The 15,497-nt window shown below is 66.8% G+C and carries 11 protein-coding genes; 2 read left to right on the top strand and 9 right to left on the bottom strand.

Annotated features, from left to right (window positions below; genetic code table 11):
* Nucleotides 1-3: 3 nt before the first annotated feature.
* The 7 genes from uraH to L2A60_RS12980 form a co-directional block, all read right to left on the bottom strand.
* Nucleotides 4-354 (bottom strand): hydroxyisourate hydrolase, encoded by a 351-nt coding sequence (gene uraH, locus L2A60_RS13010; protein ID WP_235704839.1) that lies wholly within the window; start codon nucleotides 352-354, stop codon nucleotides 4-6.
* Nucleotides 355-440: 86 nt separating this feature from the next.
* Nucleotides 441-1,310 (bottom strand): xanthine dehydrogenase accessory protein XdhC, encoded by an 870-nt coding sequence (xdhC, locus tag L2A60_RS13005; RefSeq protein WP_235704838.1) that lies wholly within the window; start codon nucleotides 1,308-1,310, stop codon nucleotides 441-443.
* Nucleotides 1,307-3,706, bottom strand: a complete 2,400-nt coding sequence (xdhB, locus tag L2A60_RS13000) for a xanthine dehydrogenase molybdopterin binding subunit (protein ID WP_235704837.1) — start codon at nucleotides 3,704-3,706, stop codon at nucleotides 1,307-1,309. The genes xdhC and xdhB overlap by 4 nt, the downstream gene beginning before the upstream one ends.
* Nucleotides 3,703-5,265 (bottom strand): xanthine dehydrogenase small subunit, encoded by a 1,563-nt coding sequence (xdhA, locus tag L2A60_RS12995; protein WP_235704836.1) that lies wholly within the window; start codon nucleotides 5,263-5,265, stop codon nucleotides 3,703-3,705. Before xdhA ends, xdhB begins: the two co-directional genes overlap by 4 nt.
* 135 nt (nucleotides 5,266-5,400) lie before the next feature.
* The gene (locus L2A60_RS12990) at nucleotides 5,401-8,454 is read right to left on the bottom strand and encodes an efflux RND transporter permease subunit (RefSeq protein ID WP_235704835.1); all 3,054 of its coding nucleotides are present in this window, start codon (nucleotides 8,452-8,454) and stop codon (nucleotides 5,401-5,403) included.
* A complete protein-coding gene (locus tag L2A60_RS12985; RefSeq protein WP_235704834.1) occupies nucleotides 8,454-9,473 on the bottom strand; it encodes an efflux RND transporter periplasmic adaptor subunit in 1,020 nt (339 codons plus the stop codon). The genes L2A60_RS12990 and L2A60_RS12985 overlap by 1 nt, the downstream gene beginning before the upstream one ends.
* Nucleotides 9,470-10,831, bottom strand: a complete 1,362-nt coding sequence (locus L2A60_RS12980; protein WP_235704833.1) for a TolC family protein — start codon at nucleotides 10,829-10,831, stop codon at nucleotides 9,470-9,472. The genes L2A60_RS12985 and L2A60_RS12980 overlap by 4 nt, the downstream gene beginning before the upstream one ends.
* Nucleotides 10,832-10,980: 149 nt before the next feature.
* Between L2A60_RS12980 and L2A60_RS12975 the strand changes: the two genes are divergently transcribed.
* Together L2A60_RS12975 and L2A60_RS12970 are read left to right on the top strand one after the other, a co-directional pair.
* On the top strand, nucleotides 10,981-11,658 hold the full coding sequence (locus tag L2A60_RS12975) for a response regulator transcription factor (protein WP_235704872.1): 678 nt from the start codon (nucleotides 10,981-10,983) through the stop codon (nucleotides 11,656-11,658).
* Nucleotides 11,648-13,024, top strand: a complete 1,377-nt coding sequence (locus L2A60_RS12970) for a sensor histidine kinase (protein ID WP_235704832.1) — start codon at nucleotides 11,648-11,650, stop codon at nucleotides 13,022-13,024. Before L2A60_RS12975 ends, L2A60_RS12970 begins: the two co-directional genes overlap by 11 nt.
* Before the next feature lie 15 nt (nucleotides 13,025-13,039).
* On the opposite strand, the gene L2A60_RS12965 is transcribed toward L2A60_RS12970, so the two are convergent.
* Both L2A60_RS12965 and L2A60_RS12960 read right to left on the bottom strand, forming a co-directional pair.
* Nucleotides 13,040-13,942: a LysR substrate-binding domain-containing protein gene (locus L2A60_RS12965; RefSeq protein WP_235704831.1), complete on the bottom strand. Its 903-nt coding sequence runs from the start codon at nucleotides 13,940-13,942 to the stop codon at nucleotides 13,040-13,042.
* A 381-nt stretch (nucleotides 13,943-14,323) separates the two neighbouring features.
* Nucleotides 14,324-15,259 (bottom strand): DMT family transporter, encoded by a 936-nt coding sequence (locus L2A60_RS12960; RefSeq protein WP_235704830.1) that lies wholly within the window; start codon nucleotides 15,257-15,259, stop codon nucleotides 14,324-14,326.
* Between the last annotated feature and the right edge of the window lie 238 nt (nucleotides 15,260-15,497).

Genomic DNA, 15,497 nt, shown 5'->3' with positions numbered 1-15,497 from the left:
AATTCAGCTTCCGCGATAGGTTGTGTAGCTCCAGGGCGAGACCAGAAGCGGGATATGATAGTGAGGTTCTTCGGCGTTCATGCCGAAGCGCAGCACGATGTCGTCGAGAAAGGTTTGGGGTGCGGGCTCTCGGCTTTGCGCCGCGAAATAGGGACCGATCGAAAAGACCAGATCATAGACGCCGCTGGGCAATCCGGCCGCGTCCTGGGGCGTGCAGGCGGCGCGGCCGTTCGCGTCGGTGACGGCTTCAGCGAGTAGCTTGCCCGGCTGCGCCTGCGCATAGAGGCGGATGCGCACGCCGGAAGCCGGGCGGCCATTCGCCGTGTCGAGAATATGGGTGGTCAGACGTGTCATTGTCCTCTCCGATCCGCGATACCGGATTAAGTGATAAATCGATCAGGCTGGAGGCGATAACCGAAATGCGCGTCATAGCGCCTGGATTATGATGCCCCACACAGGGTCGTCGCGGATGCGCATCCGGCGCAGGAATGCTCGGCGAGTAGCGGCTCTCTGCGTGGCGCCGCGGCGGGGCCGCCAGCCTGCAGCAGCAATTGCGCCGCGACCGCGACGGCCAGAACCTCCGGCTGCTTGCCGGCAATGCCGCCGATTCCGATCGGGCAGGTCAACCCGGCAATCGCCTCTGCCGAAAGACCTTGACGCCGCCAGCGATGTTCGAATCGCGCACGCTTGGTCGCCGAGCCGATCAGACCGATATAGGGGAGATCGTCACGGCGCAGCGCCGTTTCGCAGATGGCGGCGTCGAGTGCATGGCTATGGGTCATCACCAGGATCATGCAGCCGGACGGTGCCGCCTCGATCATGACTTCCGGCTCATCGACACGGTGACAGTCTATTGCCGCTGTCGTGTCGCCCGGTGCGATCGGCGGGAACGCGTCGGGGCGGACATCCACCCAGTCGATCGTGCAGGGGAGATCGCACAGCACGCGCACGAGGGCGCGCCCGACATGACCGGCTCCGTGCAGCTGCAAACGGAACAGGGAAGGCGGCGGCGGCAGATGGGGTTCGAGCCAGGGGGTATAGGCGAGCGTCACGACGCCGCCGCAGCATTGGCCGAGATGCGGGCCCAGCGCACGGGTTTCGACATCGTCGATGATCGGGCCGTTGCCCGAAACCCAATCGGCGAGAATGTCGCGGGCGCGGGTGGTCGCAGTGTGTTCGAGCTGGCCGCCGCCGATGCTGCCTTCTGTCCCGTTCGGCTTCACCAGCATCCGTGCGCCGACCTCGCGCGGCGCCGAGCCGCGCACCGCGCGCACCTCGACGCAGACCCCGTATGGGAATCGGGCGATCATGTCGCGGCACTCCTTACGGCGTCGACCGCGTCCAGGATCGCTTCGGGCGTTGCCGGCGCGCGCAATGGCGGGTCCGCACCTTGGCCACCGGTCGCGGCGATCGCGTCGCGGATCGCGAGCAATACTGAAAACGCGAGGAGCATCGGCGGTTCGCCGACCGCCTTCGAGCGATGGATGGTCGGTTCGGCGTTGGGATTGTCGAACAGCCGGACGTTCAGCGCGTCCGGGCAGTCATTCGCGGTCGGGATTTTGTAGGTGCTCGGGGCATGGGTGAGCAGCATGCCGGATTGCGGATGCCAGACCAGTTCCTCCATGGTCAGCCAGCCCATGCTCTGGATGAAAGCGCCCTCGATCTGGCCGATATCGATCGCCGGGTTCAGCGAACGTCCGGCATCGTGCAGGATATCGGCGCGCAGCAGCGAAAACTCGCCGGTCAGCGTATCGACAACGACCTCGCTGACCGCCGCGCCATAGGCGAAATAGTAGAACGGCCGGCCGCGCAGGGTTTTCGGGTCCCAGTGGACCTTCGGTGTCGCGTAGAACCCGTCGCTCCAAAGCTGCACCCGCGCTTCGTAGGCCTGACGGACCAGGGTGGCGAAGGGCAGGATAGTCGTGCCGATTTTCACCTCGTCGTTAGCGAAACGAACATTTTCGGCGCTGCCGCCGTAGCGCTGTGCGGCAAAGCCAGCGAGGCGGGCGCGGATGGTCAGCGCGGCATCCTGCGCGGCCATACCGTTCAGGTCCGCACCGGTGGAGGCGGCGGTTGCCGAGGTGTTGGCGACTTTCGACGTATCGGTCGCGGTGCAGCGCACGGCGGCGAAGCCGACACCCAGCGCGTCGGCGACGATTTGCGCGACCTTGGTGTTAAGCCCCTGGCCCATTTCGGTGCCGCCGTGGTTCACCAGGATGCTGCCGTCGACATAGACGTGAACCAGCGCGCCGGCCTGGTTGAGATGCGGCACGTTGAACGAAATGCCGAATTTCACCGGGGTGAGTGCGATTCCCTTTTTCAGGACTTCGCTGTGGCGGTTGAACGCCTCGATGGCCGCGCGCCGCTTGCGATAGTCGCTGTCGGCGAGGAGATCATCGACGATCTTGTGGACCACGTTGTCTTCGACGACCTGACCGTAGGGGGTGACGTTGCGCTCGTCGGTGCCGTAGAAATTTGCCCGCCTGACATCGAGCGGGTCGCGGCCAAGGGCGCGGGCGATCCGGTCCATCACGATCTCGATCAGCAGCGCGCCCTGCGGGCCGCCGAAGCCGCGAAACGCGGTGTTGCTCTGGGTGTTGGTGCGCGCGTTGTAGCCGTGGATCGCGACCTCGGGCAGGAAATACGCATTGTCGAGATGGCAGAGCGCGCGGGTCATCACCGCACCCGACAGATCGGCGGAGTGGCCGGCATTGGCGATCAAGTCAGCCTCGATCGCAAGAATCCGGCCGGTTTCTTCGAAGGCGACGTCGTAATCGTATTCGAACCCGTGACGCCGTCCGGTGATCAGGAAATCGTCGTCGCGGTCGAGGCGCAGCTTCACCGGGCGCTGCAGCCGATGCGCGGCGAGGGCGGCGGCGCAGGCGAACAGCGCGGATTGCGATTCCTTGCCGCCGAAACCGCCGCCCATGCGGCGGCATTCCACCAGAACCTGATGGCTGCGCCAGCCGAGCGCATGAGCGATGACGTGCTGCATCTCGCTCGGGTGCTGGGTGGAGCAGAGCACGCGCATCCCGTCGTTTTCCGCCGGGATCGCATAGGAGATTTGCCCTTCGAGATAGAACTGCTCCTGGCCGCCGAGGCTGAACTGGCCGCGCAGGCGGTGCGGCGCCGCGACGCGCGCCCGTTCGAGCGCACCCTCGGTGGATTCGCGGATCAGATGGGCGGGCTTGAGCACGTAATCGCCGCGCGCGTGAGCGGCGCGCTGGGTCAGGACCGGCGCGGCAGGTTCGATGATCAGGCAGTCCTTGATCAGCGCGGCGGCGCGCCGGGCCAGATCGCGTTCGGTGGCGACGATGAGGGCCACCGGCTGACCGAGATAGCGCAACGTGCCGTCGGCAAGGATCGGATCGTCATGGACGACGGGTCCGCAATCGTTGACGCCCGGTAGGTCGGATGCGGTGAACACCGCGACCACGCCGGGCATCGCCATCAGTCTTTCCCGGTCGATGTTAACAAGCCGCCCGGCGGCAACGGGCGACAGGCCGAGCGCCGCGTGCAGCGTGCCGGCGGCTTCCGGGATATCGTCGATATAGGGCGCGGCGCCGGCCACATGGAGATGGGCCGATTCATGCGGCGGGCTGACGCCGACGCGCGCGCCCGCGCTCAAGGCTGCCGCATCGGCGTCGGCCCAGGAGGCTGGAATATGGCCGGCGAAGCCGGGCTTCAGGGCGACATCCTGGTTCATGCGACGGCCTCCCGATGCTCGATGCGCTGCGCGCGGGTCTCTTCTTGCGGCAAAGGCGCGATCGGGCGGTTTTCCACCCAGAAGCGCCAGAGCAGGTTGCGTGCGACCCGTAGCCGATAATCCTTGGAGGCGCGCAGATCGGTGAGCGGTGCAAAGTCGCGTCCGAGAGCGTCCATCGCGGCGCGGATAGCGGTTTCGGACCAGGTCTCGCCGAGCAGAGCGGCCTCGGCCTCGCGGGCGCGCCGGACGGTCGCGGCCATGCCGCCGAAGGCGAGGCGGATCGACGCAACCTGATCGTCCCGCAGCGTGAGCGCGAAACCGCAACTGACGGCCGAGATATCGCAATCGGTTCGTTTGGAAATCTTGTAGGCGCGCAAATGTGTTTCCGGTGCCGGCAGAGCAACGTCGATGCTGTGGAGGAATTCGCCTGGCTCAAGCGCGTTGCGCATATAGTCGAGGTAGAAATCGGTGAGAGCCAGGCGCCGGATGCGCACGCCTTGTTGCAGCACCAGGGTTGCGTCCAGTGCCATCAGCACCGGCGCTGCATCGCCGATCGGCGAGCCGTTCGCGACATTGCCGCCCATGGTGCCGGCGTGGCGCACCGGCGGCCCGGCGAAGCGGAGCGCCATCTCCTCTAGCTCGGGCATGGTCTCGATCAGGGCGCCCCAGGCGTCTTCCAGCGGAACGGCGGCGCCGATGCGCAGCAGCGAACCGTCCCGCTCGATCGCGCGCAGTTCGACGACATCGCCGAGATAGATCAGATCGCCGACATCGCGGAACAGCTTGTTCACCCAGAGGCCGATATCGGTAGCGCCGGCGAGCAGCCGCGCCCGCGGCTTTTCGGCATAGAGAGCGGCTAGGCCGGCGAGGGTTTTCGGCGCGTGGAAGTGATCGATCCGTGCGCCATCGGCCACCGGATAGGCCGGGTTGGGCGCCGCATAGACGAATGGCTCCTCGGTTTCCGCAGCGATGGCGCGCAGGGCGGAGGCGATCGGCGCGGCGTCGACATGCTCGGCGGGAAACTCGAACATTTTGGCAGCGGCATCAAGGATCGGGCGGTAGCCGGTGCAGCGGCAGAGATTGCCGGCAAGATCGTCGGCGACCTGCTGGCGGGTCGGGCGGGTGCCGGCCTCGATATGCTTCGTGTAGGTCGCGAACAGCGACATCACGAAACCGGGCGTGCAGAAGCCGCATTGCGAGGCGTGGCAATCGACCATCGCCTGCTGCACCGGGTGCAGCGCCCGATCGGTAAGCGAGCGCAGGTCTTCGACCGTCAGCAACGCCTTGCCGTGCAGCGTGGGCAGGAAGCGGATGCAGGCATTGATCGGGCGCAGCGCCAGATCGCCGACGCGAATCGCGCCTTGTGCCGGGTCGGCGGCGTCCGCCAGCTCGGCGACGACGATCGTGCAGGCGCCGCAATCACCTTCGGCGCAGCCTTCCTTGGTTCCGGGGCGGCCGGCATGGATGCGCAGCCAGTCCAGCACCGTGGTCGTGGTCGGCAGCCCGTCGACGCGGGCGATTTGATTTCTGAAATAGAACTTGATCGGTTGCGGCGTCATGACCTGATTTTCTTGGACAAAGCGGAACGGAAACGCCCTTGAGGAGGCGCCTTCCAGCCAGCTTAATCAAGTGAAATCAGGGATATGAGCGCAAATGTCGCCCATAAGCGGGAGGTTATGGCGCGGCGCGCCGATTCAGGTTGGTTTTTTCACCGCGAGCTTCAGCAGAACCGGCAGTGCCAGCAGAACCAGCGGGAACTGCACGATGAAGCCGGAGATGATCGCGATCGCCAGCGGTTGCTGCATCCCCGAGCCTTCGCCGATATCGAGAGCGAGCGGCAACAGCGTTAGGATAGCGGCGAGCGTGGTCATCGCGATCGGGCGCAGCCGGTTGCGGCTGGCGGTGACGAGCGATTCGAGCGGGTCGTTGTGTTCCGCGAGAGACTGATATTCCGAGACGTAGAAAATCGCCATTTCGGTGGCGAGCCCGACGATCATCGTCATGCCCATCAGGGCGGTGATGTTGAGCTGCACGCCGGAGACGAACAACCCGATAAATACCGCGAGGCTGGCGAGCAGGGCGGTCGAGAGGATTGTCCCGGCAATGATGAAGCTGCGGTACAGGAACAAGAGGAGAATGAATTCGGCGGCGATCGCCGCGACGAAGACCTTGGCGAGGCCGAGAAAGGCGATCTGCTGCTGCTTGTAGAGTCCGCCGAGCGTGTAGTGCATTCCGGGCGGCAGCATGCCCGGCCTGGCGAGGGTGTGCCGCACATCGGCGATCACCCCGCCGATGCCTCGTCCGCTGATCCGCCCGGTGACCGCGACGATGCGCTGGAGATTGTCGCGGTCGATCTCCGGCTGGCCGGACACCACGTTGAACGTTGCGAAATCGCCCATCGGGATCAGCGCGCCGGATGGTGTCGCCACCGGGATGCGCGCGAGATCGCCGATATGCCGCTTGGCATCCTGCGGCAGGGTGACGCGGATGCCGGTGAAGCGATACTGGCCGGGTAACGCCGACACAACGCTGCCCTGAAGCGCGGTGCGCAGGGTCTGGCGCACCGAGGCGGGGTCGAGACCGAGCATCGCGGCCCGCGCGGTATCGACATGGATGTCGATCGCATCGCCGGCGAGGACGACGCCGTTGTTTACCGAAACCACGCCCCGGATGCCGCCGATCGCTGTCGCGACGCGTCGCGCGGTCGAGAGCAGTTGGGCGGGCGCGCCGCTCAGCTTGATCTCGATCGGTTCGGGCACGCCGGTGAGATCGCCGAGCAGATCGCTCAGCATTTGCGATTCGTCGAAATCGATTCCCGGCACCTTCGCTTCGATGTTTCGCCGGACCCGGTCCATCACCGGCCAGATCAACGGCCGGTCGCCATGCGGCTTGAGCTGGACGAAAATATCGCCCTGGTAGGGCTCGTTCAGATCGCCGCCGAGCCCCGCGCCGGTGCGCCGCGAGAAGGTTTTCACCGCCGGATCGGCACGCAGGATTGCCTCCACCTGGTTCACCTCGCGCACGCTTTCGGCGAGCGAAGTTCCCGGCCGGGTCTGATAGTTCAGCACAAAACCGCCTTCGTCGAGATGCGGCATGAATCCGGTGGGCACCGCGCGATAGGTAAGGAAACCGGCGACGATAAGTGGGGCGATGCCCAGAGCGAGCAGTCCGGGCCGGGCGATCAGCCTGGGCAGCAGTGCCGCGTGCGTGCGGGTGAGCCAGCCCGCGTGGTCGGCGGCATCGTGCGCTTCCAACGGGTCGTGCCATTTGTCGAAATCGATCAGGGCGCGGGCGAGCACCGGTACAGCGAAGGCCGACAGCAGCCACGAGGCGGCGAGGGTGGCCGCCATGGTGATCGACAGCGCCTTGAAGAATGCGCCGGTCACCCCGGACAGAAGGGCGAGCGGGGCGAACACGATGAGCGTGGCCATCGAGGAGCCGGACAGCGGCGGCAGGAACTCGGCGGCGGCGGCGAGAACCGCCCCCTTCGCGGCATTGCCGGCGGCATGGCCAGCGCGGCGCGCGACATGCTCGATCATGACGATCGCATCGTCGATCACCAGACCGACCGAGGCGGCCAATCCGCCGAGCGTCATGATGTTGAAGCTCATCCCCGCAAGCGACAGCAGCAGAACCGCTGATGCCATCGAGGCGGGGACGACGAGGAGCGCGATCAGCGTGACGCGCCAACTGCGCAGAAAGCCGATCAGCACCAGGCCGGCGAGCATCACGCCGATCAGGATGGCATCGCGCACCGAACCGGCGGCGGCGCTGACCAACCGGCTCTGGTCATACCATTTTACCAATGTCACGCCGTGCGGCAGATTGGCTTTATAGGCGGTGAGTGCCTTGCGCACCGCCGCGTCGACCGCGACCGCATTGCCGTTCGGCTGCTGGAACACCTGGAGCGTGACTGCCGGAACGCCATTCTGGGCGACCCGGTAATAGACCGGCACGGTGCCCATGCGCACCGTGGCGACCTGATCGAGCCGCACCACGCCGTCTGGCCCGGCGCGCACCACGATGCGTTTCACCGCGCGCACCGAGTTCAGCGTGTTGTTCTGGACCAGCAGATAGAGCCGGTCGCGATCCGCCATGCGGCCGACGGCGGCGAGGACGTTCGATTTGCTGACCGCCTGCTCGACCTGCGCCAGCGTGACATGCATCGCGGCGAGGCGCTGCGGCGCGACCAGGACATGCACCTCGGGCGTCGTACCGCCCTGCACGCTGACCTTGGCGACGCCCGGAATCCGCGTCAGCACGGGAACGATGTGGTATTGCGCGATGGTGCGCAGCCTGGTTTCCGAAATACTGTGCGAGGTCATCGCATAGGCGATGATCGGGAACACGGTCGGGTCCATCCGGCGCACGACATAGGTGGTGCCCGGCGGGAAGTCGGGCAGCTTCCGGGCGATCGCGGCGTCGACCTCGGTCGTCGCGTGGCCCATGTTCTGGCCCCAGTTGAAGTCGACATAGATCTGCGCCGAGCCGCGCGAGGTCGACGACCGCACCGAAACCACATCTGGGATGGCGCGCAGCGCCTGTTCCGCCGGCTTGGTCACTTGCAACACCATCTGCTGGGCAGGACGTGCGCCGGCATCGATATTGACGCGCACGCGGGGAAACGAGGTGCGTGGGAACAGGCCGACGGGCAGGGACATCGCCGCGACCGCGCCAGCGAGGGCGAGGCTCGCCATCAGGAACAGGATCGCCCGCTGGTGGCGCGCGAGGAACCGGGCGAAACCCATTACCGCTGTACCCGGACCGCGATTCCCGGCGTGAGCTGATAGTTGCCGGTCGTCACGATGGGCAAAGCGGGGTCGATCCTGCCGCTGACCACCGACGAATTTCCGGCGCTGGCGCGAACGTCCACCGGAACCGGCGTCGCATGGCCGCTTTTCACCTGCCAGAGCGTATAGCCGTGCCCGTCCGGCAAGGCCGCGTCGCGCGGCACGATGATGCCGCGCGCCGAGCCGATATCGATCCGGGCGGTGACCTGCTCGCCTACCAGGACGTGCGCCGGAGGCAGCTTGATCGTGGCATCGACGAGGCCGCTTTGCGGATTGACCATGGTGGATACCGCGAGCACCACGCCGCGCAGCGTGCCGCGCCCGTTGCCGGCGACCGGGATGACCGCGACCTTGTCGCTCGCGCGCACCTGTCCGGCCTGAAACGGATCGAGTCCGACGGTGGCGACGAGGGCATCGCCGCGCAGAACGGTGGCGATCGCCGCGCCCGGCAGCAACTGCGCGCCCGGCGCCACTGCGATGGCGGCGACGATCCCGTCATAGGGTGCTACGATCGGTGCTGTGGCGCGATCGGCGCCCTCGCGGCGCAGTGCGTTCCGCGCCGAAAGCGCTGAGGTTGCCGCCTGTTCCGCCTGGCCGAGCTGCATCCGGGTCGCGAGGTGGGAGGCGACCAGGCCTCTGGTGTGCGCGAGCGTCTGCTTCGCCGCGCGCAACGCGGCTTCGGCCTGGACATAGGTGGATTGCGCGCTCGGCGCGGTGCCGATCAGCGCGATGGCCTGGCCGCGATGCACCGAGGCGCCCGGCACCACATCGACCCGCTTGACGATGCCCGCATAGGCGACGGCAAGCGTATCGGACGCTCCGGGACCGGCCTGGACCGTGCCGTAGGCGGTGATGCTCCGCTCGATGCTGCCGGATTTGACCGGTGCTGTGGTGACCAGGACGCTGGGCGCGGGTTCGGCCAGCGCGGACGAGGATATCGCCAGGATCAGCGCGAGTGGGAGCATCATCCATGTCATGGCGCACCTCCGGTATGAGAAACGACGGGCAGGCCGGCACCCAGCAAACTCGCCAGCGCGATGCGCCCGGCCGCGTTTTTCTGGTCCAACGCGATCAGTTCGGTCTGGCGGGTCGCGGCCTGGTCGATCAGGTCGGTTTCGATCCGCGCATCGATCAGGCCTGCGCGATAGGCGCGGCGCGCGGCGTGCGCGGCGGTTGCGGCGGAAACCAGACGGGCTTTGGCGGCTCGCCGCTCCGCCCCGAGCAGTGCCAGCGCCTGTTCGGCGGAATCGGTCTGGCCCTGGGCGACGCCAAGTGCGGCGGTAAAGGCCGCGTCGAGCTGCCGCCGCGTCGCTTTCGCCACCGCGATATTGCCCCGGTTGCCGTTGAAGATCGGCAGGTTGAGCGAGATCGTCGGCCCCAGGCTGGCGACCCGGCTGGTATCCGACCCGCCATTGACCGAGAGCGAGAGCAGCGGGAATTGCGCGAGAATCGCCGCGCGCAGATCGGCGTCGGCGGCGCGATAGCCATAGCGGAGCGCGATCAGGTCGGGCCGGCGCCGCGCGAGCGTGACGACGAGGTTTCGCGTCACACCGTGCGGCAGGCGCGGGATGCGCGGCCGGGCGAGCGGGATCGGGGTGTTCGGCGTGACGCCGAGCAACGCGGCCAAGGCGGCGTGGTCGGTCTGTTCCTGCTGAGCAACGGCGTCGTGCGCCGTATCCAGGCTAGCGAGGCTGGCTTGCGCCGCCGAGGCCTGATCGATCGCGAGATTGCCGGAAGCGACCGCCTGGCGGGAGGTCGCGACCAACCCTCGCAAAGTCGAACGCGCGGCATCGAGCGTGGCGAGGCTGCGCCGGTCCGCCCAGAGCGACACCGCTAGGGTTTCGGCCTGAGAGGCAACCTGCCATTCTTGCCACATCACATTGGCGCCGGTTTCCGCCGCGCGCGCTCGTGCGGCGTGCAGCCTCGCGCCGCGGGTGATCAAAGAAGCGAGATCCTGCGCGAGCGCGCCGCTGATCGAAGGCGCCGTTCCCGGACCGCCGAGCAATGCGCCGAATCCGCCCTGGATATTGGGGTCGGGCAACAGGCCGGCGGCGAAGATCTGAGCACGGCCGATGCCGATTTGTGCCCGTGCGGCGGCGAGCGCGGGGTCGTTCAGCACGGCGAGGGCGGCGAGCGCCTGCGGCGAAAGCGGGCGCGTCGCATCGATCACCCGCCCACCTTGCGGGGTGCGGTCGAGCGATGCCAGATCGATCCTGAGCGGCGGCGCGAGCGAGAGCGGCCGCGCCCGATAACTGGCGCAGCCGGCGAGAGTCATGGCGGCAGCCAACAGGATCGCGCTCGGGATGAAGGGATTGGTCGGATTGCGGAAAATCATGATGCGTGCGGTTGCTGAGCGGGAGGGTTTGGCGGCGCCCGCTTGCCCTGCGGTTTGCGTGGCGTTTGTCGTTTTGTAATTTTGCCGAAATCGGCTTGACCCAGCTCTCGAACGGCCGATCCTGCGATGTCATGGACCCGAAACGAGAACTGCGCATCCTGTTGATCGAGGACGATCCCCGCACCGCTGAACTCGTGCGTGCCGGGCTGGAGCCCGAAGGCCATGTGGTCTCGGTCGCGCCCGACGGGCGGCCCGGCCTGCTACGGGCCGCCGGAGAATCCTGGGACATCCTGATCGTGGACCGGATGCTGCCGGGGCTTGACGGGCTGGGGCTCGTCAGGACGCTGCGCAGCGCGGGCGTGACAACGCCGGCGCTGTTTCTGACCGCGCTCGGCGGTGTGGATGACCGGGTGGACGGTTTGCGCGCCGGCGGAGACGACTATCTGGTCAAGCCCTTCGCGGTGGCGGAGTTGAGCGCGCGGATCGCGGCACTTGCCCGGCGCGGCGCACTAAAGCCGGAGGATGCGGTCCTGCGCGTCGCCGATCTCGAACTCGACCGGCTGAGCCGCGAAGTGACCCGCGCCGGCCAGACCATTCCCCTCAAGCCGCGCGAATACGCGGTGCTCGAATATCTGATGCGCCATGCCGGCCAGGTGGTGACCCGCACCATGCTGCTCGAAGATGTCTGGGATTTTCATTTCGACCCGCAGACCAGCGTGGTCGAGTCTCACATTTCACGGCTGCGCGCCAAGATCGATCGGGGGTTCGGGCGCGAACTCGTGCAGACGATCCGCGGCGCAGGCTATCGGCTGGGCGATGCTGCCTAAGCTGTTCCAGACCACCAGCGTTCGGCTCGCGGCCCTTGGCCTGGGCCTCGCCTCGGCCAGCGCGGCGGTGGTGTTCGCGGTGATTTATTACGGCACGCTGGGCACGATGCGGGCGACGCTGGATGCCGACATCGCCAACGAGATATCCGAGATTTTGATCGCCGGGCCGATGACCCCGCGAAGCATCGTGATCGCCGGCGTGCGCGCGGCGCTGGCCCAGCATCCCGCCAATATATTTTTCCTGCTCGACGACGCGGGTGGGCGGAAGATCGCCGGCAATCTTCGTCTCGCCATGCCGCGCCCCGGCTGGCACACGCTCGCCGCGCCGCCGGGCCAGGTTTTCGCGCCGCACACCCATGTGCTGCGCGGTCGCGCCGTGCCGGTCGCCGGAGGCGATCGTCTGTTCGTCGCCGCCGATGCGACCATGCTCGACGAGCTGAACGAGCTGATCCGGCGCAGCTTCATGATCGGGTTCGGCATCACTCTCGCGATCGGGCTGGCCGCCGGCATCGGCTTCGGCCGGCGCGCGCTTGCCCGCGTCGAGGCGGTGAGCGCCGCGAGCCGGGAGATCATGGCCGGCGATTTCACCCGCCGGATTCCGCACTCCGGTTCGGGCGACGAATTCGATCATCTCGCCGCCAGCATCAACGCGATGCTCGCGCGCATCGAGCAATTGATGGCCAACATTCGCGCGGTCGGCGACGAGATCGCGCATGATTTACGTTCGCCCCTGGCGCGCTTGCGCGAATCGCTGGAACTCTCGTTACGCGCGGCCGATCCGGCGGTCATGCGCGCGACGATGGAGGACGCGATCGGTCAGGTCGATGCGGCGCTCGGCCTGTCGGCGGCGATATTGCGGCTCGCCCAGATCGAGAGCGGGGCGCGGCGGGCATCGTTCACCCGGATCGATTTTTCGCTCCTGCTCGAAGAGATCGCCGAGACTTACGAGACGGTTGCCGAGGACGCCGGCGGGCGGTTTACCGCGACGATCGAGCCGGGATTGATTCTGACCGGCGATGCCGCATTGCTCAACCAGATGGTCGCCAACCTGATCGAGAACGCGATCAGGCATGGCGGGGAGGGTCCGGCGATTGTGCTCGCTGCCGCTCGCGTCGGGCGGGATATCGAAGTGACAGTGACTGACGACGGCCCCGGCATTTCGGCCGAGCGCCACGCTTTGGCGCTGCGCCGGTTCGGCCGGCTGGATGCGAGCCGGGCAACCGACGGTCACGGGCTCGGGCTGCCGCTCGCCGCCGCGATCGCGGCACTGCACGATGCGACGCTCACCCTGTCCGCCGAGCGGGACGATCCGGTCCGGCCAGGATTGCGGGTGGCTTTACGATTTGCCAACCCTTCGCCACGCTGAGGCAGAAAGCAAGGATCAGGCGGCCTTCTGCTCGACGCGCGCGGCTTCGGCCCGGAACCCATCGACAATGAAGGCCGCGAGCGCATCCACCGTCTTGGTATTCTCGCTAACCCCCTTCATCAGCAGGATGCCGTATTCCGGCAGCGGCGGCAGGCCGAATTCGCCGGGGCGCAGCAGCCGGACGCCGGCCGGCATCAGGGTCGGCACGACGACGGTGACCGCCAGCCCGGCGATCACCGGCACGAGTGTGCCGACATGGGTTGCCGACGTATATGCAACGCGATAGCGGCGGCCGGCGGATTCGAGCGCGCGGGTCGCGGCGCGGCGCCACGTGCAGCCCTCATGCGCGAGCGCAACCGGCAAGGGATCGCAGAGGTGCGGATCATGCAGGGCCGATGTCGCCCAGGCGAGCTTGCCGCGCCAGAGCAGGGTCATCGCCGCATGATCCGGCTCAAATCCTTCGGAAAGCAGGGCGAGATCGAGCTTGCCGTCCGCCACGGCTGGAGCCAGCTTCTCGGATTCCGCGCAATGGACGGCAATCTGGACCGCGGGATGCGCATCGGCGAAGCGCCGCAGAATCTCGGGAAGGAATTCCAGCGCATAATCGTCCGGCGTGCCGAGCCGGACTTCGCCGCTGATCTCCGGCGCCCGGAACGTGGTCCAGACCTGATCGTTGATCGCGAGCATCTCCTTGGCGCGTCCGAGAAGATAGACGCCGTGGGCGGTCAGCTCCACACCCTCGCCGCGCCCGCGATGGAGCAGCCGGTGGCCGAGCACATCCTCGAGCTTGCGGATCTGCATGGATACGGCGGATTGCGTGCGCCCGATGCGGGACGCGGCGCGGGTGAAGCTCCGCTCCTCGGCGACGCAGACGAAGGCACGCAGAACGTCGGATTCGAGGGTAGGGGTCAATTGCATGGAATCAGAATAGCTGATTTCTCAGATAATAAAAATTCGTTTTACTAATACCTGCCATCGCCCCAAGTTCAGCGCAACCCCGGATGCGGGGGTCTTCGCCCAGGCGACACAAGCGTCTCGCCCTCCGGCGATAACGGGAATGGAGAATAATCATGTCGCGTCTTTCAGTCTTTTTGCGGTCCCTGCTGCGCGCCGCTGGGCACTTCGTTCGCGAGACCAATCATTCCAGCCTGATGTACTGGGCTCGGGTCGGGGGATTCAGCGCGGCGAATGGCGAGCTTCAATCGATCCTCTCCGCGTGGGAGGATGAAAGCAGGCGCGCTTCGGAAACACGCCATGGCAAGCCGCCAGTCGGAGTTTCGTGACACTGGCACCGGATCGCTATGACCTCGTCGTGTTCAACATACGTACGCGGCGGAACACTCGCCCATCGATCGCGACGAGGCCGAGAGCGATCAGCGCCATACCGGCGAAGGCGTTGGGACGGAGGGTTTCGCCGAGCAGGAGTGCTGCCAGGATCAGCGCGCTCACCGGCACCAGCAACGTCACCAGCAGCATGTTGGTGGCGCCGGCGACGCGCATGATCCGAAAATACATGACATAGGTCAGAGCCGTGCAGGCGAGGCCGATGGCGGCGAGCGAGAGTAGCGCCGCCGGCCCCGGCATCGGCATTGTCCAGGGCCGGTCGAAGACGACGACAAGCGGGATCATCACCAGCGCGGCGGCGGTGGCCTGGCCGGTCGCGATCCGCAACGCCGAATGCCCGGACAGCCGGCGGCTGAACACGCCGCCGAACGCGTAAGCCACCGCCGAGCTGAGACAGGCGGCTTCGGCGAGCAGCCGCCCGCCCGAGCCGGCGGCGCCGGAATCGAACAATCCGGGGCCAAGCAATACCGCGACTCCGCCGAAGCCGAGCAGCACCCCGGCGAGACGTGGGCCGGTCAGTCGTTCGTTGTCGGTCAGCATATGGGCGACCAGGATGCCGAAAATCGGCGTGGTCGCGTTCAGGATCGAGGCGAGCCCGGCGCTCAGCCGGATTTCGCCGAACGCGATCAGGCTGAACGGCAGGGCGTTGTTGAGAATGCCGCAGATGAGAAACCAGAACGCGTCCCACCGGGTCGCGGCAATCCGCTCGCCTCGTGCGCGCAGCACGAGATTGAGTGCCAAGGCGGCGATCGCGGTGCGGCCGAGCGCGATCGTCATCGGCGGTATCTGGGCAACCATGATCTTGTAGAACGGGAAGCTGGAGCCCCAGATCGCGGCGAGGCCGAACAGCAGCAGCCATTCCGATCGTCCCATCCGAAGCTCGCCAGTCATCGTCCACCCGCCCGATTCCGGCTCCAGGGTAGGAGACGGGACGCCGGCTTGTCGCGTGCGCGGCGCGCAAGCCTGCCCGGCGCCAGGGGGATCGGTTCAAAACCTATCTTGCTTCTAATCTTACTGTGTCATAAATCGAGCATTCTCGATTTGTCGTTGGCAACACGGGCATCTAGGCAGGGTTCTGGCGAGGGTGCGGGCGATTGTTGTTCTGAGCGTGGTCATTGATGTTGCGAGG

The sequence above is a fragment of the Acidiphilium iwatense genome, assembly GCF_021556475.1.
GTDB classification, from domain to species: Bacteria; Pseudomonadota; Alphaproteobacteria; order Acetobacterales; family Acetobacteraceae; genus Acidiphilium; species Acidiphilium iwatense.
This window is presented reverse-complemented; position numbering and strand designations above follow the sequence as displayed.

Excerpts from the sequence above, each read along its gene's own strand:
- L2A60_RS12990 (WP_235704835.1), bottom strand. The coding sequence starts at position 8,454 with ATGGGTTTCGCCCGGTTCCTCGCGCGCCACCAGCGGGCGATCCTGTTC.
- xdhC (WP_235704838.1), bottom strand. The coding sequence starts at position 1,310 with ATGATCGCCCGATTCCCATACGGGGTCTGCGTCGAGGTGCGCGCGGTG.
- L2A60_RS12985 (WP_235704834.1), bottom strand. The coding sequence starts at position 9,473 with ATGACATGGATGATGCTCCCACTCGCGCTGATCCTGGCGATATCCTCG.
- L2A60_RS12980 (WP_235704833.1), bottom strand. The coding sequence starts at position 10,831 with ATGATTTTCCGCAATCCGACCAATCCCTTCATCCCGAGCGCGATCCTG.
- xdhB (WP_235704837.1), bottom strand. The coding sequence starts at position 3,706 with ATGAACCAGGATGTCGCCCTGAAGCCCGGCTTCGCCGGCCATATTCCA.
- L2A60_RS12965 (WP_235704831.1), bottom strand. The coding sequence starts at position 13,942 with ATGCAATTGACCCCTACCCTCGAATCCGACGTTCTGCGTGCCTTCGTC.
- uraH (WP_235704839.1), bottom strand. The coding sequence starts at position 354 with ATGACACGTCTGACCACCCATATTCTCGACACGGCGAATGGCCGCCCG.
- L2A60_RS12960 (WP_235704830.1), bottom strand. The coding sequence starts at position 15,259 with ATGACTGGCGAGCTTCGGATGGGACGATCGGAATGGCTGCTGCTGTTC.
- xdhA (WP_235704836.1), bottom strand. The coding sequence starts at position 5,265 with ATGACGCCGCAACCGATCAAGTTCTATTTCAGAAATCAAATCGCCCGC.
- L2A60_RS12970 (WP_235704832.1), top strand. The coding sequence starts at position 11,648 with ATGCTGCCTAAGCTGTTCCAGACCACCAGCGTTCGGCTCGCGGCCCTT.